Genomic DNA, 26368 nt, shown 5'->3' with positions numbered 1-26368 from the left:
CGTTCTGATCAAAAGGTTTTTCAGCATAGAATTAAATATTCATGGGTAACGGTCATCTGGATTGGGATCAGGCTTTTTTAGTCCTTGGCAGGAAAATCGCCAACACCCCCAATAACGGCAGGAACGAGCACAACCAATACACGTACTCAATACCACGGATGTCCGCCAGGTGTCCCAGCAGCGCGGCGCCAATCCCGCCAAAACCGAACATCAACCCAAAGAACACGCCGGCGATCATCCCGACATTGCCCGGCACCAGCTCCTGGGCATACACGACGATGGCCGAGAATGCCGAGGCGAGGATGAAGCCGATGACCACGCTGAGGATGCTGGTCCACAACAGGTCGACGTGAGGCAGGATCAAGGTAAACGGTGCCACGCCGAGGATCGAGAACCAGATCACCGCCTTGCGCCCGATCCTGTCGCCAATCGGTCCGCCAAAAAAGGTCCCCGCCGCCACTGCTCCGAGAAACAGGAACAGGTGCAACTGCGAAGAAGCCACCGACAGGTCGAACTTCTCGATCAGGTAGAACGTGAAGTAGCTGGTAAAACTGGCCATGTAGAAGTACTTGGAAAACACCAGCAGCCCCAGCACCACCAGCGCACTCATGACCCGGCCCTTGGATAGGCCATGGGTGGCCGCCTGGCCTTGCTTGAGCTTGAACAGGTTCAGGTGGTTGGCGTACCAGCGGCTGATGCGGTACAGCACGAACAACGCAAACAGTGCGAACAACCCGAACCAGGCCACGTTGCCTTGCCCGTAGGGAATGATGATCGCCGCCGCCAGCAGCGGGCCGAAGGCAGAGCCGGCGTTACCGCCCACCTGGAACGTCGATTGCGCCAGCCCGTAACGGCCACCCGAGGCCAGTCGCGCCACCCGCGATGCTTCCGGGTGGAAGGTCGACGAGCCGATGCCGATCAACGCCGCCGCCAACAGGATCAGGGCAAAACTGCCGACCATGGACATCATCACAATGCCGATCAGCGTGCACACCGTCCCGGCCGGCAGCAGCCAGGGCTTGGGGTGCCGATCGGTGTGATAACCGACCCAGGGCTGCAACAAGGATGCGGTCAACTGGAACGTCAGGGTGATCAGGCCAACCTGGGTGAAGGTCAGGCCATAGCTGTCCTTGAGCATCGGGTAGATCGAGGGCAGCACCGCCTGGATCAAATCGTTGATCAGGTGTGCCAGCGCCACGGCACCGATGATGCGCATGACCAACGGGCTGCTTTGCGCCGAGACGGCAACGGCCGGAATGTCGGCCTGGGTATTGCTGATAGCCATGGGAGTTTCCATACGACAGGGGTGCACACGGGCAGGTGCGTCAATGTGCCATTTTTCGGTGCGACAAGGCTATCCCCTTAGCTTGCTATCGACCTTGAAAAATTGTCGAATTCCAAGGTGATAGCCCAACGCCATGGTCTGAATCTTGCCTTGTTAATGCCCTACAACGCGGCTCCTTACAAAGGAGACCGAGAATGGGAAGTTTCGCTACAGAGCTGGCCTACCGAGCCGATTTGGACAAACTTTCGAAGCCTTTTAAAAGGGCACCCGTTTTGGCACTTGTGTAGAAACGCACAAAAACAGTGCAAGGGTGTTCAGGGGAGTATGGGCATGCAGGCTTTTCTATCACCGGGAATCAGGTTGTTGGGGCATTTCGGCTTCGCCCGCAAATTCCAATTGCTGTTCCTGCTTTTTATCCTGCCGCTCATGGGCAGCCTCTGGCTCATCGGCCAGGACTATCGCGACAAACTCAGCCTGATTTCCGGGGAGCGCGCCGGGGTGCGCCAATTGCTGGCCCTGGATAACCTCGACAACCTGCTCACCGCCCAGCGCAACCGCGCCGCCCGCTGGCGTGCCACCGAGACCAATCGGCAGCCGACACCCGCGACACTGGCCGCGATGGCGGCTTACGATGCCGTGCAACCCGCCCTCAACCAGGCCGCCAGTGACCTGGCCAATACGCTGCAAACCGAAGGGGCCGAAGCCGATACCCTCGCCCGCTATCAATCCCTGCAAACCAGCCTCAACGGCCTGGATTCGAAAAGCCTGGGCAGCGTGGGCTGGTGGCCGGATGGCTACGACCGCTTCACCGCGGCCCTCAGCGCCCTGCAAGCGTTGCGCGAGCAGATGGTCATGGATAACCGCCTGACCCTCGCCTCCTGGTTGGAGACTTATCTGCTGACCCAGATCTCCACCCAACAGACGCCGGACCTGATCGAACGGGTCGGCCGCCTGGCCAGCGTCGGCCAGTCCTCCGTAGTATCAGGCCAGTTCACGCTGCAGAGTCGCCTGCAACTGCGGGACCTGCGCAGCCGTATCGGCGATGCCCGGGATCAACTGGTCAAGACCGGAGCACTGCTGGAAACCCGCCTGCCCAGCAACCTGCAGACCTGGGCCGGACAATTCCAAGGTAGCCTCAAGCACTTGGACGCCGGCCTGAAAGTGCTGGATGACGGCGTGTTCGGCGGCTCCATCAACCTGAAGCCGGAAGACTTCGAAAAACACATGGACGCCCTCCTCGCCGACCTGGCGACCCTGCGGCAACAATCACTGGTGGCATTGGATACGCGACTGGACCACTACCACGGTTCGGCGATTCGCCAGTTCACCCTGGTAGCGACGGTGCTGGGTTGCCTGCTGCTGGCGGCGCTGTATCTTTTTGTGTGCCTGCAAGCGTCGATCCGGCGCAGCGCCAGCGGCATCACCCTGCTGGCCGAGGCCCTGCGCGATGGCAATCTCAGCCTGCAAGTGCCGGTACAAGGGCGCGATGAACTGGCGGCCATCAGCACCGCCCTCAACGTCGCCGTGGTGCAGTTGCGCAACAGCCTGCTGGGGGTGGATCACGAGACCTTGCAGTTGAGCAATGCCGTGCGCACCCTCAATACGCACTCCAGCGGCGCCTTGGGAGAAGTCGAGGCCCAGCAGATGCAGATCAGCCAGATCGCCGCCGCCGCGACGCAACTGGCCGCCACCTCCCAGGGCGTGGCGAAGAGTTGTGAACAGGCATCTGACAGCGCCCAGCAAACCCGCCGCATCGCCGCCGACAGCAGCCGCGACAGCCAGCGCACCACGGCGAGCATCCAGCAGCTCAACCAGCGGCTCAACGAAACCGCCGCCGCACTGGGGCGGGTCAGCGAACAGGGGCAACAGATCCAACTGGTGGTCGATACCATTCGCGGCGTGGCCGAGCAGACCAATCTCCTGGCCCTCAATGCCGCCATCGAAGCGGCTCGCGCCGGGGAACAAGGGCGTGGTTTCGCGGTGGTGGCCGATGAAGTGCGCAGCCTGTCACAACGCACCCAGTCCTCCACGCAACAGATTGCCGGCACCGTCGACAGCCTGCGCGCCACGGTCAACGAGGCCGTCAGCCTGATGGAAGCCGCTTGTGGCCAGGCCCAGACCGACGCCGAAGCCGTCACCGGTCTGGGCGAACGGCTGGGAGAAATTGCCAGCGCCGTGCAAAGCGTCACCGACACCCTGGCACAAATCGCCACCGCCGTGGATGAACAGGCCAGCACCGCCGACGAGGTCAGCGGCAATATCCAGCAGGTCGACCAGGCGGCCATGCGCTTGCTCGAAGGCGCACGGGCCGTGAACGTGGCGGCCGATACCCTGAGCCAGGGAAGCAAGGCCTTGAGTGCCAACACAGGGAGATTTCAGCTCGGCTGACAGGGATTTGCAGCGAGGATTGTTAAGCGGTTGAAAGCGCAGAGAAATATTTCAGATTTACGCTTGACACATCTTCGTTACCGGCGAATAATGCGCGCCACTTGGCTACATAGCTCAGTTGGTTAGAGCATAGCATTCATAATGCTGGGGTCCGGGGTTCAAGTCCCTGTGTAGCCACCAAGTACCGATCCATAGATGTCTACAGCAGTCTATGAATCACCTCAAGAAGCCCGCCTCGTGCGGGCTTTCTTGTTTCTGGCTGTTTCTTTTTGTCTCTCTTCATACCGCCCCTCGTATTTCCCACGGCATATCCCCTCCAGATACAGAGGGGATACAGGCCAATGGGTTTTATGTGGTTTCCTGGAAATCCATCTCCGGTGGCTGGCGCTGAAAGCCGCCTGTCAGCACCGCCAGATACACCACGCCAATCGCCAGCCAACTCAGGCCCAGATAGATCGCCAGGTGATCAAGGCTGACCATCAACCACACATCCGCCGCCAGACCGATAAACGGGAACAGCAGGAACAGCACCCATTCACGCAGCCCCTTCTTCTCAGCGCCGATCCAGTAGTGAAAGATCACTGACAGGTTCACCAGGCTGAACGCCAGGAACGCGCCGAAGTTGATGAACGAGGTTGAGGTGGTGACGTCCAGCTTCAGCGCCAGCAAAGCGACCACGGCACACAACAGAATGCTATTGACCGGCGTACCAAAGCGTTCATGCAGCGTGCCGAAGAACGATTTTGGCAGCACACCATCCCGGCCCATGGCGAACAACAGGCGTGAGCCACTCGCCTGGGCCGACAGCCCCGACGCGAACTGGCCGACGATCAGGCCGATCAGGAAGATCGACACGAACAGGTCACCACCAATGTTGCGGGCGATTTCATAGGCGGCCGAGTCCACGCTGTCGAACTGTAACGATGGGTGCGCGATTTGCACGAAGTACGACACACTGACAAAGATCAATCCGCCAATCAGGGTAATCAACATGATCGCTCGCGGAATGGTACGGCGTGGGTCGCGGGTTTCTTCGGTCAAGGTGCTCACCGCGTCGAACCCGAGGAATGAATAACAGGCAATGGCCGCACCGCTCATGATCAACGGCATCTGCATGTCACCGTTGAAGAATGGCTTGACCGACCACAACGGCGTGCTCGCATCACCACCGACGTAATGAATGCACAGCGCAACGAAGGCGATCAGCACCAGGAATTGCACCAGCATCAATAATGCGTTGACGCCGTTGGCCAATTTCAGGCCGACGATGTTGATCGCACTCGTGATGCCGATGAACACCAGCACCCAGAGCCACTGCGGCAGGCTCGGGAATGCGGAATGGAGGTAGGCGGCGCCGATCAGCCAGATTGCCATGGGCAAGAACAGATAATCGAGCAACACCGCCCAACCGGCGATGAAACCGAGTTTTGGGCTGATCGCCTTGCGCACGTAGCTGTAGGCCGAACCCGCGACGGGAAATGCAGTGGCCATTCGGCCGTAGCTCATGGCGGTAAAAAACATCGCCACCAGTGCCGCCAGGTAAGCGGCGGGGACCATACCGGTGGTGGATTGCGCGAGGATGCCGAAAGTGCCGAGGACAATGATGGGTGTCATATAGGCGATGCCAAACAGCACCACCGCCCCCAGTGAAAGGGTGCGTTGCAAACGAGCCATGAGCGACTACTCCGAATTTATTAGATTTATGGCAGAGCCGAGTTCGGCGCAAATTTCGGGTGCTACGTTGTTGTTCTGGTTTTTGGCCAACAGAAATGAAGGTGTTGTCGGGGTCAAACTGCGGGAATCAGCAGCTCCCGCAATCCGCAGGGGTACTCAACGATCTCTCCCGCTATTTTCAGCCGCTGATCGTCCAGATACCGATAATCACGTCGCGCCGCCTTCAACTGATTCAGGTCCAGTTCCACGGCAAACTGCCCCTCCTCACGCGCGGCCTCGAACAGCAACTTGCCCAGCGGGTCTACCAAGGCGCTGCCACCGGCAAAGACCAACCCGCCATCACCTTCTTTTACCCGGTTGACCATCAGCGCAAACGCCTGGTTTTCCTGGGCACGCGCCATGACCGCGGTGCGGTGAGTCGGACCATAGGGGTCCATGTTGCCATTGGTGACGATCAGCAACTCGGCGCCCAATTGCGCCAAGGCTCGGGCGGTTTCCGGGAATTCGATGTCGTAACAGATCAGCAGGCCGACCCGCACGCCATTCCACTCACACGTGGCGTAGCGATCACCGGCCTCGAACACACCGCGATCCGACGCCCAGAGGTGCGTCTTGCGGTATTTCAGTGCGATGCCTTGCGGGGTGATCAGCAGGGTGGTGTTGTAGAAGCGGCCGTGGTCGTTCTCGGCGACGCCGATCACCACGGCGACGTCATGTTCGCGGGCCGCAGCAATCACCGCACTGACGGTCGGACCGTCCAGCGGTTCGGCGCTCTGGGCCACTGTCTCAAACGATGGAAATCCCATCAGGTGAGTTTCGGGAAACACGATCAATTGCGTATCGGCCGCACAGGCGGCAATCGCCTCGAGAGCGCGTTTGAGGTTGTAAGCCGTATTGTTATCACGGCCCGCAAACTGGGCGAGTTCGACTTTCATGTGTATTCCTTGTTCTTGACCAGACGGAAAGATTGCCCGGTCGTTGTCTGTGCGCCAGTATGCGCAGCAAGCCAACGGCCGGAAAATCACGCCGCTGGGGTAACCCGATAGGGGTAGGCATGACACTTTCGTTAGACGATGTCGCGTGGCACCGCTCGATCGGGCAATTGATCGAGGCCTTGGACAAGCCCAATTTCTGGACGCAGCTAGTACGTTTGCTGGACCAGTACGTCCCTTTCGACAGCTGGGTCGCGCTGCTTTTCAGTGCTGATCAGCACCCGCAAGTGTTTGCCGAGTGCCCGGGCGCGCACGGCAGCCCCGATCAATTGTTCCAGGATTATCTGCGAGGGTTGTATCTGCTCGATCCGTTCTACATCGCCTGTCGGGAGCAGTCGCGTAGCGGCCTGTATCGCCTGTCGGAAGTGGCACCGGAACATTTCGAGTTGACCGAATATTACCAGCGGTACTTCCGGCTGAATGTGGTGTCCGATGAAATCCAGTTCAATTGCCAGCTCGAAGACGATCGCACGCTGTGCCTGTCGTTAGGCAGCAAGCAGCGGTTCAGTGGCCAACAGATTGCCCTGCTGTCGCTGATCCAGCCCTGGGTACTCGGCCTGTTGCGCCAGCGCCTGCCGTACGAAATCAACGAAGTGGTGGCCCTCACGCCAGTATCGTCGCAAGTCGATTGGCGAGTGCAGCTGGAAGCGTCCGTTCAGCAACTCAAAGGCGCACAACTGACGGCGCGGGAGTTGGATGTAGGCCGCTTGATGCTCAGTGGTTGCTCCAGCAAGGAAATTGCCCGCAAGCTGGAAATTTCTGTCGAAACAGTGAAAGTTCATAAAAAACACATGTATAGCAAACTGGGAATCAAGTCCCAGTCCGAGCTGTTTTCGATTTTTCTCCAGGCGCAGAACGCCTGACTTCTCCAAATCCCCCCGCTGATTTGCACCCCACGTCCCGCGTCGCTACAGTCGGTCTCAATATTCTTGGCCCACGGATGGAGCGACACATGCTTACAGATCTGAAACCGAACCTTCATCGCCTGTCAGCCGTTTCGTTGCTGGCTGTCGCCCTGACACTCGTCGCCTGTAAGGCCCCACCCTCCTCCACCACCACGCCTGCATTGCCTGCCCCACCGGAGATCGTCTCCGGCTACCGCACCGATCTACAGACCCGCTACGCCGACAAGCACATGGCGGCCGCAGCCAATCCGTTGGCGGCCGAGGCCGGGCGAGAGATGTTGCGACGCGGAGGCTCGGCCATCGACGCAGCCATCGCGATGCAAGCGGTGCTGACCCTGGTGGAGCCGCAATCTTCAGGCATCGGCGGCGGTGCGTTCATTGTGCTGTGGGATGGCAAGGCCGTGCGCACCTACGACGGTCGCGAAACGGCACCGGCCGGCGCCACTGAAAGACTTTTCCTGCAACCCGACGGCAAACCCATGCCGTTTACCGCCGCGCAGATCGGCGGTCGCTCGGTGGGTACACCGGGGGTATTGCGCGGACTGGAACTGGCCCACCGCAAACACGGGCGCCTGGAATGGGCGACGCTGTTCGAGCCGGCCATCGCGTTGGCGGAACAGGGCTTCGCGATCTCTCCAAGACTGCACGCCTTGATCGCGTCCGACCCGTCGTTGCCGGGCTCACCAGACATGGCGGCGTACTTTCTCAATGCCGATGGCAGCCCGAAAGCAGTCGGCACCGTGCTGAAAAACCCGGCATTGGCAGCCGTACTCAAGCGCATCGCCAACGAAGGTCCCGATGCTTTGTACAACGGGCCGATTGCCGAGGAAATCGTCGCCAAGGTGCAGGGCCACGCCAACCCCGGCAGTCTTTCGCTGAACGACCTTAAGGGCTATACCGCACGGGAGCGGCCCGCGTTGTGCACTGACTACAAGCGCTGGCAAATCTGCGGCATGCCACCACCGTCTTCGGGCGGGGTTGCCGTGGCGCAGATCCTCGGGACATTGCAGGCCCTGGAACAGCGCGACAGCAACGCCGCCCTCACCCCCTTGAAACCTCTCAAGACCGATAAACCCGCCGGCATTGAACCCACCCCCGAAGCCGTGCACCTGATCGCCGAGGCCGAGCGCCTGGCCTACGCCGACCGCGCCCAATACATCGCCGATCCGAATTTTGTAGCCGTGCCGCTCAAAGGCCTGGTCGATCAAGGTTACCTTGCCAGCCGCGCCAGCCTGATCGGCCCGCGTAGCATGGGTGTCGCCAAGCCCGGCACGCCACCGGGCATCCAGGTGGCCTACGCCCCGGACCGCTCCCCCCTGCGTATTTCCACCTCGCAAGTGGTGGCCGTGGATGACCAGGGTGGCGCGGTGTCCATGACCACCACGGTGGAGTCGGCGTTCGGCTCACATTTGATGGTCCAGGGCTTCATGCTCAATAATCAGATGACCGACTTTTCGTTCATCCCCGAAGAGAATGGGCAAAAAGTCGCCAACCGTGTCGAACCGGGCAAACGCCCTCGCTCGTCCATGGCACCGACGCTGATCTTCGATCATCAGGGTAGACTGCTGGCCGCTGTCGGCTCTCCAGGCGGCTCGCAAATCATCGAATACGTCGCCAAGTCAGTGATCGGCCTGCTGGACTGGAACCTGGATCCGCAAACCGCCATCAATCTCCCCAACTTCGGCAGCCGCAATGGCCCCACCGAACTGGAGAAAGGACAGTTCAGCCCGACGCTGATCCAAGCGCTGAAAGACAAAGGCCACACTGTGAGCGAGATCGACATGAACAGCGGCACCCAGGCCATTGTCCGGATGCGTGATGCGCAAGGGAAAACCTCACTGGCCGGCGGTGCGGATCCACGGCGCGAGGGTCAAGCACTGGGCGACTGATCGAACTCATCCTGCGGTTGATAGACCAGCAAGTCCGCGGGCTGACATTGCAGATAACTGCAAATGGCCTCGAGGGTCGCCAAGCGTATGCCCTTGACCTTTCCTTGTTTCAACAAGGAAAGGTTGGCTTCAGTAATGCCGATTGCAGCGGCAAGGTCCTTGGATTTGACCTTGCGCATGGCCAGCATCACATCGAGTTGAATAACGATGGGCATAAGAATCTCAAACGAATGTTCTGTTTTCTGAATCGACTTCACTGGCCTGGGACAGTATCCGGGCAATGATCGCAATACAGGCGGCAAGAAATAAAGCGACGAAAGACGGCGCAGTAATACTGAAGGTCAGCAATCGCTGGCCAACCGGCGCATTGATCGTTACCAGCAGGCTGAGAAACGGTTCGCAGATGAAGTCCAACAGCACCCACAACGCCACCGCACGACCCGCATTTCCCAGGTAGACCGCCGCTGCGGTGGAAAAGTATTGGCCTTGGGCGTAGTGCTTGAAGAGCCTGCGCAAGTTGGTGAGCCCGACCGCCAGGGCCAGCAAGGGAATGCTGGTCAACAGTATCCCACCCAGGCATTGCCATCCCGTCAATCCCATCGCCCCTTCAGGCAGACTCGACAATTGCCGCTCGGTGAGGGCGAATCCCAGGCCGTATCGCGAGGCCGCTTCAGGATACAGCCAGGCCACAGCGTTGACGACCATCATCGCGACCATGAAAACCAGGGTGATGGCTGCCATCCGTTGGCTGTACAAGGCAAGACGATTCGAGTGCATGTGAGGCTCCAATAGAGTAAGGGAGCCCAGAACATAGCCACTAAATTATCGTAAAACAACAATTAATATGTAAAAAACAATAATAACATTCTAAGTGGAGAGCTGATTGGCAAACTGGCTCACGGCATCGACCACCTTCTTCGCTCCGTCCTGGATCTCGACGATCACCGTCCCCGCCTCGGCGGCCAGGGCCAGGCCGTGCTCGGCTTGGTGCTGGCCGTCGGTCATCAGCGCCACGGCGTTGCGCGCCATGTCCTGGTTCTGGCGGACCACGCCGACGATTTCATCGGTCGCCTGGCTGGTACGCGATGCCAGTTGACGCACCTCGTCGGCCACCACCGCAAAGCCCCGGCCCTGCTCACCGGCCCGGGCTGCCTCGATCGCGGCGTTGAGCGCCAGCAGGTTGGTCTGTTCGGCGATGCCGCTGATGGTCTTGACGATGGTACCGATCACCAGGGATTGCTCGTTCAACGCCTCGATGCCTTCGCCGGCGGTTTGCATGTGCCGGGCCAGGTCGCGCATCACGTCCACGGCCTGGGTCACCACAGTCGTGCCGCGCTGGGCGCTGTTGTCGGTTTGCAACGAAGTGCTGTAGGCAATGTTGGCTGCCTCGGCGACGGCTTTTTCCTGGTTGACCTGATCCGTGATATTGGTGGCGAACTTGACCACTTTATACAACCGCTCGTTGGCATCGAGCACGGGGTTGTAGGAGGCTTCCAGCCAGACCTCACGACCACTGCTGTCCAGTCGCTTGAAGCGGCCAGCCACGAACTCACCGCTGGTCAGCCGCTTCCAGAACTGCTGGTAGGCCGCGCTGTTGTATTCCTCAGGCTCACAAAACGTGCGGTGGTGCTTGCCCTTGATCTGCGCAAGGCTGTAACCCATGGCGTTGAGGAAGCGATCGTTGGCCGTCAGGACATGACCGCCCAGATCGAACTCGATCACCGCCGTTGAGCGCACCAGCGCGCCGATGAGGTTTTCATGTTCCCGGGAGGCCTCGATGGTGCGGGTCAGGTCATTGGCATACATCGAAAAAAAGCGGATCCGCCCGTCAGCATTTCGTACGGGCTGGAGGATCGAACGCAGCCAGGCCTCCTGGCCATTGCCCCGCAGCAGGCGCACGGCACCGGAGAAGTGCTCGCCACGGGTCAGCGCCGACTTGAAGCGCATCTGGAATTCATTGGATTTCAGATACGCGGGAACCAGCTCATCCACAGGCCGGCCGATCAGGTCCTGGCTCTTGTAGTGCATCTCGTCGAGGAAATTCTGATTGACCGATTGAATCCGTCCATCGGCATCCAGAGTGAGGCCAAGCATTTCACGGTCCAGACTTTCCTTGACTTGCACAAGACTGGACAGTTCTTGGCGAAGAGCCAGTAGCTCCTGCTTCAGGCGGTTGTTGAACATGGGCAGCTCCGGACAGCGGAAGAATTAAATGGCTGTTCCCTTTGCCATCGGCCCGGCGTTTTTTTTCTAAAGAGCGCTGAGAGCCCCTATTGAAAATAATCCAGAGCGTCTCTCGAACCCGACAAGCCTCCCATGGTCACTGGATTGTTCTACTGTTGCGCCTGACCTTTGAAGCCCTGCCGCCATGAATACCCATAACCATAAAAACGAGGTAATTGCCGTGACCACCGACATCGAAGACAGCCGTTCCGCCCGCTTCGCCTTGCGCTGTTCCAGTTTCGCCGAGCGCTGGTTCCCCGACTCCTGGGTCTTCGCCGCGCTGGCGGTGCTGGTGGTCGCCGTGGCGACGCAATTCATCGGCGCCACGCCCACGGCAGCGGCCATGGCGTTCGGCGACGGCTTCTGGAGCCTGATCCCGTTCACCATGCAAATGGCCTTCGTGGTGATTGGCGGTTACGTGGTTGCCAGCTCGCCACCGGCCGTCAAGTTGATCGATCGCCTGGCGCGTATTCCGACCAACGGCCGCTCTGCCGTGGCGTGGGTGGCACTGATATCCATGGTCGCATCGCTGCTTAACTGGGGCCTGTCGTTGGTATTTGGCGGTTTGCTGGTGCGCGCCCTCGCCCGCCGCACCGACCTGAAGATGGATTACCGCGCCGCCGGTGCCGCCGCGTACCTGGGCCTGGGCGCGGTGTGGGCGCTGGGGTTATCTTCGTCGGCGGCGCAATTGCAGGCCAACCCGGCCAGCCTGCCGCCTTCGATCCTGTCGATTACCGGCGTCATTCCGTTCACCCAGACGATATTCCTCTGGCAGTCTGGCGTAATGCTGCTGGCGCTGATCGTGATCTCGTTGATCGTCGCCTACGCCACCGCTCCCGGCCCCAACAGCGCCCGTGACGCCGCCGCTTGCGGTATCGACCCGAGTTTCAGCATGCCGGCGTTGCAGCCCCGCACCCGCCCAGGGGAATGGCTGGAGCACAGTCCGCTGCTGACCATCGCCCTTGTGCTACTGGCCGCCGGCTGGCTATTCCATGAGTTTTCGACCAAGCCTGCGATCAGTGCCATTTCCGGGCTCAACACCTATAACTTCCTGTTCATCATGCTCGGCGCCTTGCTGCACTGGCGGCCACGCAGCTTTCTCGACGCCGTGGCCCGCGCGGTGCCGACCACCACGGGCGTGTTGATCCAGTTTCCGTTGTACGGCTCGATCGCCGCGCTGCTGACCACGGTCAAAGGCAGCGATGCCCAGACCCTGGCCCACCATATCTCGACCTTTTTCGTCCAGATCGCCTCCCATGACACCTACGCCTTGCTGATGGGTGTCTATTCGGCGGTGCTGGGCTTTTTCATTCCTTCCGGCGGCGGCAAGTGGATCATCGAAGCGCCTTACGTCATGCAGGTGGCCAACGACCTGAACTATCACCTGGGCTGGGCCGTGCAGATCTACAACGCCGCCGAAGCGCTGCCGAACCTCATCAATCCCTTCTACATGCTGCCGTTGCTGGGGGTGCTGGGACTGAAGGCCAGGGACTTGATCGGCTTTTCCTTCGTGCAGTTGCTGGTACACACGCCACTGGTGCTGGCGCTGTTGTGGGCGCTGGGGACGACATTGAGTTATCTACCGCCAGTGATGCCATAAAGCCATAAAAAAGGGCCGATATTTCCATCGGCCCACTTTTTCTTCGGCTCGGTCTGTTTCAGTATGGATACGCCCTGCTTTTGAGGGTCCCTCACGCTGAAAAGGATCTGAGCATGTTCAAACTCGCCGTACTTCCTCTTGCCGCCCTTACCCTGAGCGCCACCGCCCACGCCGCCGACGTGACCAAGATCGATGTGCAGCTGGGCAGCACCGAGCGCGTCACGCGCCTCTTCGCCTACCCCAACAACTGCAACGTCATCTGTTTTCGCGACTGGACCCTGGAACAGACCGTCGAGCATTACCTGACCCAAAGTGTGCAGCGCGACGGCTACGCCAAGGCCAAGGTCCAGGTCACAATCGACAACGATAAGGTCTATGCCAACATCGATGGGGTGCCGAAGAGCTACGGCCAACCGCTGAAAGCGCTGCTCGACGCAGGGGACCTTGCGTACAACGGTGCCTCGAAACTCAACAGCGACAAGAAATGGTCCTACAACTGGTACCTGTTCCTGCCACTGGGCATGGCCCTGGAAAACCGCAAGAGTGTCGAGTTGCTGCACTTCCCGCCAGATTATTCCCTGACCCAGGCCCAGGATTACCTGGAGTCGGCGACCACTGATCGCTGGGCCACGCTGCTGACCGCCAACGGCATTGCCGCTGAACAAACCCCGGCCTACCAGACCATCATCGACATCGCGCCCATCGCGGCGCCGTCCAATGCTGGCAGCACGTTAGAGGGGCTCTACAGCTACTTCAACGATTACCAGACCACGATGGTCACAGAGGTCACCCAAACCGCCAGCGGCGCCGCACTACCGATGGTGGCCTTCGGAGCACCCGTTCGGAACTGGATCAAGACCCAGTACGGCCCGACCGTGAACGTGCTCGGCCTAGCAACCATCACAACTGGTAGCGGGGCCAAGGTCCCGGTCCTGGGCTCCAACCATCCAAGCTACATCTGGTACGCCGCCGACAAGGACAGCTACGACGGTGACGAAGCCAAGGCTGATGCCGCCGGCTTGAAAGTCATGGGCCAGGACCTGAGTGCTTCATGCTGGCAGGCCGGCATGGGCAGCAAGCCGGGCACCGACCCGAGCGCCCTGCTGAACCAGTGCACGCAAACCTGGCAGGTCACGCAAAAGGAAAAGACCTGCGAGCTGTTCTACACGTCCATTCGCAACCTGACGCCGGCTGATGCAGCGAAAAAATGCGAAACGCCGGCGATCAAGTCGCAACTTCCGCAGCTGAAGGTGCCTATGCCGCTGCCTGCCGAGGCGGTGTAAACCTTGAGGCGCTTCCCGCGTAAGCTTGCGCTGACACGGGAAAGCGCCTTTGGCTCCTGTCAGACTCGACAGTAGATGCGCCCTCCGACTTGGGCGAAGCTATCAAAGCTCTTTCAACGACCGCCGGCAGGATCGCCAGCGCCAGCCAGTCGAGTGTCCATCACCGACAAGGATCGTCATGAGCCTGTTCATCCGCGACAACACCTGTTCACAGCGCCGGGATTGCATCTACCCGGAAAAACAACTCAGCACCCGCCTGGGCTACCCTTCTGTGCGCGATTTTGAAGTGCACCAGACGACCGACGGGCGCGGCAACGGCATCATCATCGCCCGCAAGTCGTTCGCGCCCATGACGCGGATGTGCAGGGTGTCAGGGCTGCTGGTAAGCCGGCGACGCCTGCACACGCTGCAGATCCTGCCGGACGTGCACATGTATGACCCACGCTTCGCCGGATTGCTGCTGCACTCCTGCAACCCGAATGTATTCCTCGACATGAGCGAACTGTGGCTGTGGTCACTGGCCCGTATCGATGAAGGCGACAGCTTGACAATGGACTACGCCAGTACCGAACAGAAACTCTACCGCCAGTTCGCCTGCCGGTGCGGTTCGTACAACTGTCATGGCTGGATTACCGGCTATGACGAACCGCCCAATGAGCAGGGAATGACATTTCTTCGGCACTGGCGTCGTCAGTGTCACCGCGACTGACGAGCCGGGGTCAGGGCGCGCCGACCGGACGCAGCCGATACTGCGGCGGCAATTGCTCGAAACCGCTGATCGTGGTGTCCAGGCTCTTCCAGCGTCCATCCTTGATGCCGTAGATGCAGCCATGGATCGACAGTTTCTGCCCACGGTGCCAGGCGTTCTGCACGATGCTGGTATGGCCGACGTTGGCCACCTGCTGGATCACGTTCAGCTCGCACAGGCGATCGACACGTTCCTCTTCCGTCGGCAACTGGCCCAACGCCTCGCGATGCTCGTAGTACAGGTCGCGAATCGAGCGCAGCCAGCCGTCGATCAAGCCCAGTTGGCGGTCCTGCATCGAGGCACGCACGCCGCCACAGCCGTAATGGCCGGTGACCAGGATGTGTTTGACCTTGAGCACGTCAACCGCGTACTGGATCACCGACAGGCAGTTGAGGTCGGTGTGCAACACCACGTTGGCCACGTTGCGGTGCACGAACAGATCGCCCGGCAGCATGCCGACGATCTCGTTGGCCGGCACCCGCGCATCGGAACAACCGATCCACAGATACTCCGGGGTTTGCTGACGAGCCAGCTTGGCGAAAAAGTCAGGATCCTCCTGCTTGATCGCATCGGCCCAGCGCGCGTTGTTATCAATCAGATCTTGTAATTCGTTCATGCTGTCTAGCCTCGATAGAGAGTGCGCAACTGTGACAGACGACCGCCGGTCGAGGTCACGTCGGCGATGCATTGGAATTCCTGGCTGCGCTTCCGGTCGACACCAGTAAGGCCCACAGTACGAGGAATTGCCATGAATGATTCACGACGCCCCTTCGATGCGACGCAACCGGAACCCATCGACGACAATGAAGACCGCATGGGCTCGATGCATGAGTTGGAGTTCGACGACGAGCAGCCCAGTGCGAGAATCGGCGACGAATTGCCGGAAAACGAACGCGAACAGCTGATGCCGCGTGAACGCGTCCGTGAAGCGGGCATGACCGGCGCCTCAACGGAGGATCACGAACCGACTGACGATGACATGAGCCCGGAAACCCTCATCCGAGAAGACGGCGCCCGGGACGCCTCTGAGGCCGGCGACGACGAACGGGCCGATTGGGACCTGAGCGTAGTGGATGAAAATGACATTGGCGGGGGCGACGGGCTCGACGAAGCGGAAATGGCCGATATCGATCCGTTGGATGGCAAGCGGTAAGTGTCGATAGAGCTGACGCCATCGCGAGCAAGCTCGCTCCCACATTGGATCTGCTGAGCCCAAAACATAAGTGTATGACGCACAACCTGTGGGAGCGGGCTTGCTCGCGAAAGCGGTGGGTCAGCTTGCATCTGCTGTGAATGTATCGACGTCTTCGCGAGCAAGCCCGCTCCCACAGGGGGGCGTGGTATTCAATCGACCAGAGTACACGCCATGACCACCGCATCTTCGCGCCCACCCACCGCCGGGTAGTAATCCCGGCGTCGGCCAATCTCGTTGAAGCCATAGCGCTCATACAACCGGAATGCCGTGCGGTTGCTGTCGCGCACTTCCAGGAAACACTCCCGGGCCTCGGCCTTGTAGGCAATCGACATCAAGTGTTCCAGCAGGCGCAAGCCCAGGCCACGGCCCTGGTTTTCCGGTTTGACGGTAATGTTGAGCAGGTGCGCCTCATCCAGGATGATCTGCACCACGCCATGGCCCACTTGCTGCTGGCCTTCGAACATCAGCCAGATCTGGTATTTGCCCAGCCCGTCGAGAAATATCCCCCGGGTCCAGGGGTGGCTGTAGGCCGCGTATTCGATCTTCAGTACAGCGTCGAGGTCCGCCTCGGTCATCGGGCGGAACGATACAGCGTCACTCATTCGATTCTTTCCAGCGCGCCATCAGCCGGCGCATGGCTTGCCAGACATCAGCCTTGCGCTGTGGCGTGTCCATTAACAGTTCCAGCCCGGGCAGTGCCCAGGCCGAGCCCAGGCCTTCGACCTGCAGTTCGCGATTGAACGCTTCGGCATCCGCCTCGCCGGCAAACTTCACCGCCGGCAGGCCGATCAGCCACAGGCACACACAGGGCTCATCTTCGAGACGCGCCGAAACAAACCCCTGGACGAAATCTCGCGCCGCTTCCGGCCCCTGGTCCATGGTGCCGCGAGACAGCAGCGGCCAACGCACCGGTTCGCCGATGATTTGCGGGCTGTCCGGCAGACCGGCGGCGCGCAGCATGTCCTTGAGCAGCAAGTAGGCCGGATCGCGGCTTTGGAACGGCTCGCCCGTGGGCAACTCCACCAGCAGCAGGCAACGTCCGGCTCGCAGCAATTGCAGGGCGAAACGCGGCGGGGCGACGTAGGGGGCCTTGGGCGGCGCCTCGACCACCTCTTCCACCGGCTTGGCATTGGTGCGGGTCGAGGCCAGGCTCGGGCGCGGCACTTCGATTTTTGGCCGCTCGGCGGCTGGCGCTGGCGGCTCGACGACCGTCTTGGCCACGGGTGCCGTCACGACCGGCGCGATGGACTCGGGCTCGGGCGCTTCCAGCAGCTCGGGCCGCGACGGGGCGGCGAACGGCAATTCGGTGCGCGGCAGCCAGTTGACCACCTGCATGGCGGTCAGATAGGCGCGGCGACGGGACTCGATAAGCAAGGGTCGGCCACTTGTGGATAACTGAAAGTGGAAGCGATTCTACCGCCCTTCGAGGCGGATCGCTTCCCTGTTGAGCCAATAGTTGATCGATTGAGCACGACAGTCCGTCCAAGGGGTGAATCGCAACCGGCTCGATGCAGTACAATCGCCGCTTTTAATTGCCAACCCGACGGCCATTGCGATGATCGAACCCAAGCGCGTCTTGCGCGCCCTCGCTGAACACTGGGCATTGCTGGAACCTTTGTGCGAGCACTTCGACCAGGGCACCCTGAGCCTCAACGAATTGCGTTCACAGCTGGCCGCCCAACAACTGGACAGCACGCCTCAGGACATCACCAGCCTGCTGGACGTGTGGATCCGCCTGGACATCCTCGTGCCGGTGGCGAAAAGCCCGAACCGCTTCGAGCTCAACGCCCAGATCCATGATTTCCTCGCCTACCTGCGCCGCGAGCACCGCCTGGGCCTGTGCCTGGAAATCGAAGCCTACCTGCGCCACCTGGAGCGCCTGGCCGGCTACATCCAGGACGCCTTCGACATTCGCGACGGCAACGACCTGGCCCGCCAGCTGCGCCTGCTGGACATGCGCGTGCGCGACGTGCTCAAGAAACTCGCCAACGATGAACAGGCCCTGGTGGCCGTGGCCGAACGGGCCAAGACCAGCGACCGGCAGATCCCGTTGCGTCAACGCTACGCCGAAGTGCTGGCGACCTGGGACGAATACGTCGAGCCGATGATCCAACTGGTGAACGCCGACGGCGCCTTCGAGCAAGGCGTGCGCAAGGTCGAGAACGTGCTGTTGCGCATGCTCACCGAACAGCAGCGCCTCGGGCATCTGGTGGACGACGACATGCTGCTGCGCACCCACGCGCGCATCCTCGAGATGCAGACCAGCGCCCAGCTGACCTTGCGCCATGCCCGCGAACTGCTGCTGCCATTGCGCGAAGAAGCCCGCCGCCACAACGCCGTGACCCGTGGCGCGGCGTTGGCCCTGGCCGCCATTCGCCGCAAGGGCATCGATGCCGTACCGCAGGCCGCCATGCCGCTGTTCACCCGGCCGCAGAGCACCTTCCTGGGCAGCGCCAGTCAGGTCGAAGCCTATGTCTACGCCCTGGCCCGTTTCGAACCCAAACCGGCGCGTTTCCCCAAGTCTCACAAGACCCACAAGGGTGGCGAAGCGCCGCGTGCGCCACGCACCGTGCGCGAGATGGTTGAGCGTTGCGAAGACGCCTTGCCGATGCCGGACCTGATGACCTGGCTGCTGGAGCAGGAACCGGACGGCGCCACCGACGAATTGCTGTACTGGTTCTCGCGCCTGTCGCGGGAAAAACGCTTCAAGCGCGAGCGTCTGGAGCGCCGCGATTATCACACTCACGAGCATCAGGTCAGCCTGCGCTCCTTCGCCCTGCTCTCGGCCGGCGACACCGCCGCCGAGGATTCTGCGAGCATCCCCCATGCATCTTGATCTATCCGAACTGTCCCAGCTGGCGCCGATCTTCCGCGAGCTGTTCAAGGGCTATCACGTCAGCCGCCGCGACCCGGAGCTGTACGCCCAACTGTCGAACTTCCAGGACCAGTACCGTACGCTGTTCAAGGCCCTGGGCTTCGAACTGGTGTGCGACACCCGTGGCTTCTACTACTTCGTGCCGGACCTGGCCGCCGCGGCGGTGAACAAGACCGCCCAGCGCCTGGCCCTGTTCACCTTCATCCTGGTGGAGCACCTGGCCGACCAGGGCCGCGACCCGATCGCCGTGCTCGACGGCGGCAGCCTGGGCCGCGATGAGCTGCCTTCGTTGCTGGAGAAATACCGCGACCTCTTCATCCAGGCCGAAGTACAGACCCAGGAAGAACTGGAAGAAAAAATCATGCGCCGCATGACCCAACTGGGTTTTGCCAGCGAAGAAAACGGCGTGTACCGCTTCCTGCCGCCGATGCACCGCTTCCTCGACGTCTGCCTGTCGGTCCAGCAGGACCGCGACCTGGCCGCCAGCCTGCACAGCGTGCTGCCGTTGCCGGCACCGGTATTGATCGACGAAGACAGCGACGAGAAGCTGCTGCAGACCGACGATCCGCTGGACCTCAGCGAATTCGAAGGTGAAAGCGAAGAAGACGCACTGGCCCGCGCCATTGCCGAAGAACAGGAGACCGACGCATGAGCAAGGAACGCTACGGCATCCGCCGCTTTGCCCTTTTGAACACCGCCGGCTACAGCCTCGGTTTGTTCCCGCTGGAAGAACCGCTGTCGGTGTATGGCGCGAACAACCTGGGTAAATCCGCCTCGATCAACGCCTTGCAGTTCCCGATCCTGGCGCGCATGTCGGACATGAGCTTCGGCAAGTACAGCCTGGAGCAATCCCGGCGTTTCTACTTTGCCTCGGACACCAGCTACATCCTGGTGGAAGTCGCCCTGCCCCACGGCCCGCACGTGATTGGCGTGGTCGGTCGCGGCCCGGGCGGCGGTTTCGGTCACCAGTTCTTTGCCTACGCCGGCAAACTGGACCTGGCCCACTATCAGAAAAATGACACCTGCCTGCGGCAGAAAGAGCTGTTCACCAACCTGGAACGCGAAGGCCTGAAAGCCTACGAACTCAAGCCGGATGAACTGCGCCGGCTGTTGGTGGGTGGTCATACGTCCATTCCGCTGGACCTGACGCTGATCCCGCTGCGTTCCACCAGCGAGCAAAGCCTCAAGACCTTCCGCGCGCTGTTCATCAACCTGCTGCACATGCGTGAAATCACTGCGGCCAAGCTCAAGCAGCTGTTCCTCGATGCGTTCGAGCACAGCCTGCGCTCCGGCAGCGTGGACTACATCGCCGCGTGCGAAGAAGCCTTCCGCGATGTGCGTCGCATGGAGCAGGACTACAACTCCCTGGTGGCGGCCGGGCCGCTGGTGGAAGCCCTGGCCAATGGCGTGAAGCAGCGCGATATCCTGCGCGGCAAATTGCATCGTCTCTCGCCGTTGCTCGATTCGTTGCTGGGCACCTGGTCGGACTACGCCAGTGCGCGTAAGGAAGAGCTGACCATTCAGGCCGAACACTACCGCAACGAACAGGATTCGCTGCAGAACGACCAGCGCGGCGGCACTCAGGAGCTGATGCGTCTGGAGCGGGAAATCAGCGGCATCCAGCGCTGGCTCGGCGAGCTGTCGGTGCTCAAGCACCGGTTTGCCCTGGTAGATGACGTCAAGGTCCTGGAGCAGCAACTGCTCGCCGCCAAGGACGCCCACGACGAACTGGCCGGCGCCCTGGCCCAGTCCCGGCAGTTCAGCGCCGAAGACCTGGAAGAGCGCCTGCGGGACCTGGAAAAACGCCTGAAGTCGGTCAAGCAGCAACTCGATCACGCCGACAACAACAGCTACGCCCGCCTGCGTGAGGAATTCTCGCAGCAGGATGTCGAACGCCTGATGCGTTTGTTCAACAGCGCCCTGTTCAGCCTGCCATTGGGTGAGCACGGCATTGCGCTGGACGAGAACGGCGAGTGGGTCAAATCCATGGAGCTGATTCTCGACGGCTTCAAGGGTGAACGTTTCGAAGTGCCGGGTCTGTCCATCGACCTGTCCCACATCGAGCCGCCCGCCCTGCAAGCCCTGGCTGACCGGGCCGCGCTGCGGGACCAGAAAGAGCGCCTGGAAAAAGAACTCAAGCAGCTCAAGACCCAACAAGCCGTGGCCGCCGACCGCGCCGCGAGCAAGACCCAGACCGAGGCGCTGTACCAGCAGGTGCTGGATGCGCAAAAGGCCTTGGAAGACTTCCGCCGCAGCCAGACCTTGAGCGCCGAAGAAGGCGAAAAGCTCGAGCAATTGGCGCAGATGGAAGCCGCCCAGGACGAACTCAAGCGCTCCAGCGATGCCTTCACCGAACGCGTCCAGCAGTTGTCCGCCAAGTTGCAATTGGTGGGCCGGCAGATCGCCGACATGGAAGCCAAGCAACGCACCCTCGACGACGCCCTGCGCCGTCGTCAATTGCTGCCGGCGGACCTGCCGTTCGGCACGCCGTTCATGGACCCGGTCGACGATTCCATGGACAACCTGCTGCCGCTGCTCAATGACTATCAGGACAGCTGGCAAGGGCTGCTGCGGGTCGACGGCCAGATTGAAGCGCTGTATGCCCAGGTGCGCCTCAAGGGCGTGGCCAAGTTCGACAGCGAAGACGACATGGAGCGGCGTCTGCAACTGCTGATCAACGCCTATGCCCACCGCACCGACGAGGCCCTGACCCTGGGCAAGGCGCGCCGTGCGGCCGTGACCGACATCGCCCGGACCCTGCGCAACATCCGCAGCGACTACGACAGCCTCGAGCACCAACTGGCGCTGTTCAACCGCGAGATCAACAAGCGTCAGGTGTCCAACCTGCAGAGCTTCCGGATCGTCCTGGCGCCGAACAAGGAAGCGCTCAAGCACATCGACCAGATCATCCACAGTGCCGGCCAGTACGAGGAAGGCGAGACGCTGTCGGTGTTCGACCTCAGCCAGAGCGCCGAGCAGGACAACAAGAACGAAGAGGCCAAGGAATACCTGGCGCGGTTGGTGGCGGCGAACCACAACCAGCTCGGCCTCAAGGACCTGTTCGAACTGGCGTTCGAGATCACCAAGGTCAACGGCCAGCCCGTGATCCACACCGACATCGACGGCGCGGCGTCCAACGGCACCACCATGACCATCAAGGCGCTGACCAACATGTACTTGTTGCTGCACCTGATGGACCGCGAACAGGCCGGCCGCGTGCGCCTGCCGTACTACCTGGACGAAGCGGCAGACATCGACGAGAAAAACCAGGCCGCCCTGCTGGAAACCAGCCTGCAACTGGGCTTCGTGCCAATCCTCGCCAGTGTGAAGCCGCAAGTCTGCGCCAGTGTCGCCATCGACCTGGAAGGCGGCAGCGGCCCGAACGGCATCTACATCGACGAAGCGGACTGGAAATACATCCGTCGTCACGATGCGGTGAAGGCCACGGTGAATGTGCAGGCCGATGAGCCGGAGCTGGATCCGGTGTGAGGTGAATAGCCGGACATGAAAAAGGCCGCGATCCAAATGGACCGCGGCCTTTTTTTATTGCGCTAGTTTTGAGTCTTCAGTGCGAGGGATGGCCTCATCGCGAGCAAGCTCGCTCCCACATTGGAATGCTTTGGATGGACGATCCTGCATTCCTGTGGGAGCGAGCTTGCTCGCGATGGCGCCAGAACAGACTAGCGCCATCCCATTTACTTACCGAGACTGATCTTCGGCGCCCAGGTCAGCCATTCATCTTCGAATTTATCGAACAACGGGAACGTCTGCTCCGGCCGGGCCGGATTGCCCATGCGTTCACCGTCCGGCGTTGCGAACGCAATGCCACCCTGGATCAGCGTTTCAAGCGACTCGGTTCGCACCGTCGCGCCCTTGAACAGACCGAAGTCCAAACCGAAGCCACTGCTATTCCAGAAGCGTGTGCCGCTGCGCACCAGTGGCGCATATTTGGGTTCGATCAGGATATGGATCAGTACCCGGTCCGCCGTCTGGCCCAGTTCATAACCGGTGACCTTGCCCACCGTGATCTCGCGATAAGTGACCGGCACGCCGATCTTCAACGAACCACGGCGGGCCGCGCTCAGCACCAGGCTCAGACCCGCTTCGGGTACAGCGCTTTCCGGTGGGTTGGCCAAGGCTACGAAGCTTTTCTGTGGCCCGAGGTTTTTCGCCGAAGGCTGCACTTCAATGTATTGGCCGGTGACCAGCGTCTCCAGGTTGGAGGTCTTCATCAACCCCAGCTCAGGCTTGACCACCCAGAACAGGGACCCGACCCGGGCGATACGCTCCGGCACTTCGGTGATACGCGCCGTGAGCAGCACCGATTGCATGTCGGCGCTGAGATCGACATCTTCGATCTTGCCCACATCCAGGCCTTTGAAACGGATCGGCGTACCGCTGCGCAAGCCATCGGCGCGGTCGACCTTGATCGTCACGACCGTGCCCTTCTGTTGTGCGGCTTCGCGATCTGCATGCAAACGAAAGCGTGGGATGCGCCTTTTCAACGGCACGTTCGGCTCCGGCGTTTCGAAGGCGATCCCGCCGGCCATCAGGCTTTGCAGGGACTCGCTCTTGACCTGTATCCCGCCGGTCAAGCCGCCCGTGAGGGTAACGCCGCTGGCGTTCCAGAATCGCGTCGAGCCGTTGACCAGTCCTTCGTATTCCTTCTCGATATGCACGCCGATGATCAGTTGCTTTTTCTTGCGAGAAAACTGGTAGCTCTGCACCGATCCGACCTTGACCTGCTTGTAGAGAATCGGGCTACCGACCTCCAGCGAGCCGAGGTTCTCCGTCAACAGGACCAGATGCAGTCCCGGTGAACGCAGGTCCAACGGTGGTGCCTTCGCCCTGGCTTCAAACTCGCGTTGCGGCGCTCCACCCTTGTCGCCGGGACGCACGGCAATGTAGTTGCCCTTGACCAGCGCCTCCAGGCCAGTGATGCCCGCCAGGGAAATCGACGGCTTGACGACCCAAAACTGAGCGCCGGCCACCAGATAATCTTCAGCCAACGGATCGAGGGTCAACTCCGCGCTGGCGCTGGACAGGTCCGGGTCGACTTTCAAAGTCTTCAGGCTGCCGACCTGGATGCCCTTGTACATCACCGGCGTACGGCCAGCCTGCAACCCTTCGAAGTCGCTGAGCTTGACCTTGACGCGAATCCCCGCGGCGGCGGCATCGAAATCTTCGTACAGACGAAACGGCAGGCTTGGGTCCGTAGGTGGACTGTCTTTACGGTTTTCCGGCGTAGCAAACGCGATACCTCCCGCCACGATGCTGGCCAAGGACTCGCTGCGCACTTTGACGCCCGAGAGGTTGGCATCGATGCTGATGCCACTGGCGTTCCAGAAACGCGTGTGTTTACGCACCAGGCTGGCGTAGGTCGGCTCGATGAAGACTTTGATTTCGACAGTGCGCTGATCTTCGGACAGCAGGTAGCTTTTCACCTGACCGACCTGGATCTGCTTGTAGAACACCGGACTGCCACGGTCGAGCGAGCCCAGGCGGTCAGCCTTGAGGGTCAGGTGCAAACCCGGCTTGGCGTCCGACAGCGGCGGCTCTTCGGCCAAGGCCTTGAACTTGCGCGTCGACTCGCCTTCACCCGGACTGATCGCCACGTAGTTACCCGACACCAGGGTTTCCAGGCCTGTGATCCCGGCCAGGCTCACGCTCGGCTTGACCAGCCAGAAACGTGTGCCGGTCTTGAGATACTGCTCGACGTCCTTGTTCATCTCGACCGTCGCGACCACGCCCTTGGAGCTGCCTTCGTCATCGAGCGTGAGGGCCGTCACCTTGCCGACCGTCATCCCTTTGTAGACGACTTCGGTTTTGTTGACCTGGATGCCCTCGCCACTCTCAAAGCGCACAGTGATCTCGATTCCGGTCTCGTTATATGCCCGCCAGCCGAGCCAGCCGCCGATGATCAATGCAATCAGCGGCAAGACCCAGATAGCAGACCAGTTCGAAGCCGGTCGGGTTTTAGCGGTAGGCAAATCAGTCATGGTCGTTATCCGACTCCGTGTTATCCCAAATCAGTCGGGGATCGAAGGTTACTGCGGCAATCATTGTCAAAATCACTACGCTGGCGAAAGCAATCGCGCCGAGACCGGCTTCGACACTGGCCAGTCGCCCAAAATTCACCACCGCGACCAGAATGGCGATCACGAAAATATCCAACATCGACCAACGCCCGATGAACTCGATAAAACGGTACATAAGGATGCGTTGCCGCGCCGACATGGGCTGGTGCCGCTGTACGGAAAACAATAACAAAGCGATGCCCACCAGCTTGAAGGTGGGTACAAGGATACTGGCGATGAACACCACCGCGGCGATAGGAATCATGCCGTGGTGAACCAACTCGATGACGCCGGCCATGATGGTGCTCGGGGCGCCCTGGCCCAGCGAGTTGATGGTCATGATCGGCAGCATATTGGCCGGGATATAAAGAATCGCGGCCGTGATCAGCAATGCCCAGGTTCGCATCAAGCTGTTCGGCCGACGGGGGTGAACCAGTGCGCCACAGCGAGTACAGGTTTGGTTGTCGGTTTCGACGTCTTGCCGATTCAACTCATGGCATTCCGTACAAACCAGAATGCCGGCATCAATCGCCCTCATGGGCATCTTCTCCTGATAACGCCTGCCAGATCTGATGCGGTGACATCACCACCTCCAGCCAGACCTGGACCAGCAACAAACTGATGAAGCACACCAAGCCAAGGCCTACGGTGATGGCCGCCATGTCTGCCAATTTGACGATGGCCACCAGCACGCCCATGAGGTAAACCTCGAGCATCCCCCAATCGCGTAGGTGGTGATAAATGCGGTACAGCAACAAACCGTAGCTACGGCCAAGGTCCAAGCGAATGGTCAGCAGCACAGCCAACTGACAAAGCAACTTGAGCAACGGAATACCCATGCTGCACAGGAACACAACTACCGAGACGCCTTGCATGCCGGTATCGAACAGACCCACTACCCCACTCCAAACGGTGTCCTGGGAGGTCTGTCCAAGCAGATTGAGTTGCATGATGGGTAAGAAGTTGGCCGGCACGTATAACAGCAGGGCGGCGATCACCAACGCAAGACTGCGTTCGACTACATTGTGCCGGTGAGCATAAAGTTCATAACCGCAGCGGGGGCACTCGGCTTTCTCGCCGTGGGACAGTTGGGGCTTGCGCATCAACAAGTCGCACTCATGACACGCCACCAGTTCGCCCAGGGGTAGATCTGGCAACCTATCAGTGTCTGACGGATCGGGCATAAACAGCTCTGGCTCAGCTAAGGTGGGGCTATTCTAGTGCTCCAGCTCGA

General features: G+C 60.7%; 21 protein-coding genes, 1 tRNA gene and 2 pseudogenes. 11 read left to right on the top strand and 13 right to left on the bottom strand.

Annotated features, from left to right (window positions below):
- Positions 1–67: 67 nt before the first annotated feature.
- A complete protein-coding gene (locus AB4N80_RS10200) occupies positions 68–1285 on the bottom strand; it encodes an MFS transporter (protein ID WP_460081828.1) in 1218 nt (405 codons plus the stop codon).
- Positions 1286–1615: 330 nt separating this feature from the next.
- On the opposite strand from AB4N80_RS10200, the gene AB4N80_RS10195 reads away from it, so the two are divergent.
- Both AB4N80_RS10195 and AB4N80_RS10190 read left to right on the top strand, forming a co-directional pair.
- Positions 1616–3673, top strand: a complete 2058-nt coding sequence (locus AB4N80_RS10195) for a methyl-accepting chemotaxis protein (RefSeq protein WP_122564716.1) — start codon at positions 1616–1618, stop codon at positions 3671–3673.
- A gap of 103 nt (positions 3674–3776) precedes the next feature.
- A tRNA-Met gene (locus AB4N80_RS10190) sits at positions 3777–3853 on the top strand.
- A gap of 168 nt (positions 3854–4021) precedes the next feature.
- On the opposite strand, the gene AB4N80_RS10185 is transcribed toward AB4N80_RS10190, so the two are convergent.
- A complete protein-coding gene (locus AB4N80_RS10185; RefSeq protein ID WP_122564722.1) occupies positions 4022–5347 on the bottom strand; it encodes an APC family permease in 1326 nt (441 codons plus the stop codon).
- Between the two features lie 113 nt (positions 5348–5460).
- Positions 5461–6282 carry a carbon-nitrogen hydrolase family protein gene (locus tag AB4N80_RS10180; RefSeq protein ID WP_354338840.1) on the bottom strand — a complete coding sequence of 274 codons (822 nt, stop codon included), beginning with the start codon at positions 6280–6282 and terminating at the stop codon, positions 5461–5463.
- 119 nt (positions 6283–6401) lie between these two features.
- On the opposite strand from AB4N80_RS10180, the gene AB4N80_RS10175 reads away from it, so the two are divergent.
- Positions 6402–7202 (top strand): helix-turn-helix transcriptional regulator, encoded by an 801-nt coding sequence (locus AB4N80_RS10175; RefSeq protein ID WP_305491102.1) that lies wholly within the window; start codon positions 6402–6404, stop codon positions 7200–7202.
- An 89-nt stretch (positions 7203–7291) separates the two neighbouring features.
- The gene (gene ggt / locus AB4N80_RS10170) at positions 7292–9133 is read left to right on the top strand and encodes a gamma-glutamyltransferase (RefSeq protein ID WP_460081821.1); all 1842 of its coding nucleotides are present in this window, start codon (positions 7292–7294) and stop codon (positions 9131–9133) included.
- Here ggt and AB4N80_RS10165 read toward each other — a convergent pair.
- From AB4N80_RS10165 to AB4N80_RS10150, 4 genes and pseudogenes are all read right to left on the bottom strand, one after another.
- Positions 9115–9348 (bottom strand): helix-turn-helix domain-containing protein, encoded by a 234-nt coding sequence (locus AB4N80_RS10165; protein WP_122564726.1) that lies wholly within the window; start codon positions 9346–9348, stop codon positions 9115–9117. The two genes, ggt and AB4N80_RS10165, sit on opposite strands and share 19 nt — an antisense overlap.
- Positions 9349–9355: 7 nt before the next feature.
- Entirely contained in the window at positions 9356–9910 is a 555-nt protein-coding gene (locus AB4N80_RS10160) for a DUF2975 domain-containing protein (protein ID WP_122564727.1), read from the bottom strand.
- Between the two features lie 90 nt (positions 9911–10000).
- Positions 10001–10432, bottom strand: a pseudogene (locus AB4N80_RS10155) (methyl-accepting chemotaxis protein); the annotation flags it as partial.
- 156 nt (positions 10433–10588) lie between these two features.
- A pseudogene (locus tag AB4N80_RS10150) lies at positions 10589–11161 on the bottom strand (PAS domain-containing protein); the annotation flags it as partial.
- Between the two features lie 340 nt (positions 11162–11501).
- Between AB4N80_RS10150 and AB4N80_RS10145 the strand changes: the two are divergent.
- The 3 genes from AB4N80_RS10145 (at position 11502) to AB4N80_RS10135 (ending at position 14948) form a co-directional block, all read left to right on the top strand.
- Positions 11502–12956, top strand: a complete 1455-nt coding sequence (locus tag AB4N80_RS10145; protein WP_205929564.1) for a short-chain fatty acid transporter — start codon at positions 11502–11504, stop codon at positions 12954–12956.
- Between the two features lie 113 nt (positions 12957–13069).
- Positions 13070–14239 carry a hypothetical protein gene (locus AB4N80_RS10140; RefSeq protein WP_460081816.1) on the top strand — a complete coding sequence of 390 codons (1170 nt, stop codon included), beginning with the start codon at positions 13070–13072 and terminating at the stop codon, positions 14237–14239.
- Between the two features lie 178 nt (positions 14240–14417).
- Positions 14418–14948: an SET domain-containing protein gene (locus AB4N80_RS10135; RefSeq protein WP_122564730.1), complete on the top strand. Its 531-nt coding sequence runs from the start codon at positions 14418–14420 to the stop codon at positions 14946–14948.
- Positions 14949–14958: 10 nt separating this feature from the next.
- On the opposite strand, the gene can is transcribed toward AB4N80_RS10135, so the two are convergent.
- Positions 14959–15603, bottom strand: a complete 645-nt coding sequence (gene can, locus AB4N80_RS10130; protein ID WP_003185433.1) for a carbonate dehydratase — start codon at positions 15601–15603, stop codon at positions 14959–14961.
- Positions 15604–15735: 132 nt separating this feature from the next.
- On the opposite strand from can, the gene AB4N80_RS10125 reads away from it, so the two are divergent.
- Positions 15736–16140, top strand: a complete 405-nt coding sequence (locus AB4N80_RS10125) for a serine kinase/phosphatase (protein WP_305468507.1) — start codon at positions 15736–15738, stop codon at positions 16138–16140.
- Positions 16141–16331: 191 nt separating this feature from the next.
- Here the strand turns inward: AB4N80_RS10125 and rimI are convergent, their stop codons facing one another.
- Positions 16332–16784, bottom strand: coding sequence for a ribosomal protein S18-alanine N-acetyltransferase (gene rimI, locus AB4N80_RS10120; protein WP_003205585.1), 453 nt, complete (start codon positions 16782–16784; stop codon positions 16332–16334).
- Positions 16777–17556, bottom strand: a complete 780-nt coding sequence (locus AB4N80_RS10115) for an energy transducer TonB (RefSeq protein WP_122564732.1) — start codon at positions 17554–17556, stop codon at positions 16777–16779. The genes rimI and AB4N80_RS10115 overlap by 8 nt, the downstream gene beginning before the upstream one ends.
- A 181-nt stretch (positions 17557–17737) precedes the next feature.
- Between AB4N80_RS10115 and mksB the strand changes: the two genes are divergently transcribed.
- From mksB to mksF, 3 genes are read left to right on the top strand one after another with little or no spacing between them, the layout of a single operon-like run.
- Positions 17738–19018, top strand: a complete 1281-nt coding sequence (gene mksB / locus AB4N80_RS10110) for an Mks condensin complex protein MksB (protein ID WP_063325220.1) — start codon at positions 17738–17740, stop codon at positions 19016–19018.
- A complete protein-coding gene (gene mksE / locus AB4N80_RS10105) occupies positions 19008–19709 on the top strand; it encodes an Mks condensin complex protein MksE (RefSeq protein ID WP_014340217.1) in 702 nt (233 codons plus the stop codon). Before mksB ends, mksE begins: the two co-directional genes overlap by 11 nt.
- On the top strand, positions 19706–22546 hold the full coding sequence (gene mksF / locus AB4N80_RS10100) for an Mks condensin complex protein MksF (protein WP_003205592.1): 2841 nt from the start codon (positions 19706–19708) through the stop codon (positions 22544–22546). The genes mksE and mksF overlap by 4 nt, the downstream gene beginning before the upstream one ends.
- A 206-nt stretch (positions 22547–22752) precedes the next feature.
- Here the strand turns inward: mksF and AB4N80_RS10095 are convergent, their stop codons facing one another.
- From AB4N80_RS10095 to AB4N80_RS10085, 3 genes are read right to left on the bottom strand one after another with little or no spacing between them, the layout of a single operon-like run.
- Positions 22753–25056 carry a PqiB family protein gene (locus tag AB4N80_RS10095; protein ID WP_354338834.1) on the bottom strand — a complete coding sequence of 768 codons (2304 nt, stop codon included), beginning with the start codon at positions 25054–25056 and terminating at the stop codon, positions 22753–22755.
- Positions 25049–25672, bottom strand: coding sequence for a paraquat-inducible protein A (locus AB4N80_RS10090; RefSeq protein ID WP_305468510.1), 624 nt, complete (start codon positions 25670–25672; stop codon positions 25049–25051). Before AB4N80_RS10090 ends, AB4N80_RS10095 begins: the two co-directional genes overlap by 8 nt.
- A complete protein-coding gene (locus AB4N80_RS10085) occupies positions 25659–26318 on the bottom strand; it encodes a paraquat-inducible protein A (RefSeq protein ID WP_305468511.1) in 660 nt (219 codons plus the stop codon). The genes AB4N80_RS10090 and AB4N80_RS10085 overlap by 14 nt, the downstream gene beginning before the upstream one ends.
- Positions 26319–26368 lie beyond the last annotated feature (50 nt).

Source organism: Pseudomonas sp. H3_A02 (genome assembly GCF_054671965.1).
The sequence above is the reverse complement of the archived record's forward strand: the minus strand, read 5'-3'. Positions and strand labels throughout refer to the sequence as shown.

Excerpts from the sequence above, each read along its gene's own strand:
- ggt (WP_460081821.1), top strand. The coding sequence starts at position 7,292 with ATGCTTACAGATCTGAAACCGAACCTTCATCGCCTGTCAGCCGTTTCG.
- can (WP_003185433.1), bottom strand. The coding sequence starts at position 15,603 with ATGAACGAATTACAAGATCTGATTGATAACAACGCGCGCTGGGCCGAT.
- AB4N80_RS10125 (WP_305468507.1), top strand. The coding sequence starts at position 15,736 with ATGAATGATTCACGACGCCCCTTCGATGCGACGCAACCGGAACCCATC.
- AB4N80_RS10200 (WP_460081828.1), bottom strand. The coding sequence starts at position 1,285 with ATGGCTATCAGCAATACCCAGGCCGACATTCCGGCCGTTGCCGTCTCG.
- AB4N80_RS10135 (WP_122564730.1), top strand. The coding sequence starts at position 14,418 with ATGAGCCTGTTCATCCGCGACAACACCTGTTCACAGCGCCGGGATTGC.
- AB4N80_RS10175 (WP_305491102.1), top strand. The coding sequence starts at position 6,402 with ATGACACTTTCGTTAGACGATGTCGCGTGGCACCGCTCGATCGGGCAA.
- rimI (WP_003205585.1), bottom strand. The coding sequence starts at position 16,784 with ATGAGTGACGCTGTATCGTTCCGCCCGATGACCGAGGCGGACCTCGAC.
- AB4N80_RS10180 (WP_354338840.1), bottom strand. The coding sequence starts at position 6,282 with ATGAAAGTCGAACTCGCCCAGTTTGCGGGCCGTGATAACAATACGGCT.
- mksF (WP_003205592.1), top strand. The coding sequence starts at position 19,706 with ATGAGCAAGGAACGCTACGGCATCCGCCGCTTTGCCCTTTTGAACACC.
- AB4N80_RS10090 (WP_305468510.1), bottom strand. The coding sequence starts at position 25,672 with ATGAGGGCGATTGATGCCGGCATTCTGGTTTGTACGGAATGCCATGAG.
- AB4N80_RS10140 (WP_460081816.1), top strand. The coding sequence starts at position 13,070 with ATGTTCAAACTCGCCGTACTTCCTCTTGCCGCCCTTACCCTGAGCGCC.
- mksB (WP_063325220.1), top strand. The coding sequence starts at position 17,738 with ATGATCGAACCCAAGCGCGTCTTGCGCGCCCTCGCTGAACACTGGGCA.
- AB4N80_RS10095 (WP_354338834.1), bottom strand. The coding sequence starts at position 25,056 with ATGACTGATTTGCCTACCGCTAAAACCCGACCGGCTTCGAACTGGTCT.
- mksE (WP_014340217.1), top strand. The coding sequence starts at position 19,008 with ATGCATCTTGATCTATCCGAACTGTCCCAGCTGGCGCCGATCTTCCGC.
- AB4N80_RS10165 (WP_122564726.1), bottom strand. The coding sequence starts at position 9,348 with ATGCCCATCGTTATTCAACTCGATGTGATGCTGGCCATGCGCAAGGTC.
- AB4N80_RS10185 (WP_122564722.1), bottom strand. The coding sequence starts at position 5,347 with ATGGCTCGTTTGCAACGCACCCTTTCACTGGGGGCGGTGGTGCTGTTT.
- AB4N80_RS10195 (WP_122564716.1), top strand. The coding sequence starts at position 1,616 with ATGCAGGCTTTTCTATCACCGGGAATCAGGTTGTTGGGGCATTTCGGC.
- AB4N80_RS10160 (WP_122564727.1), bottom strand. The coding sequence starts at position 9,910 with ATGCACTCGAATCGTCTTGCCTTGTACAGCCAACGGATGGCAGCCATC.
- AB4N80_RS10145 (WP_205929564.1), top strand. The coding sequence starts at position 11,502 with ATGAATACCCATAACCATAAAAACGAGGTAATTGCCGTGACCACCGAC.
- AB4N80_RS10085 (WP_305468511.1), bottom strand. The coding sequence starts at position 26,318 with ATGCCCGATCCGTCAGACACTGATAGGTTGCCAGATCTACCCCTGGGC.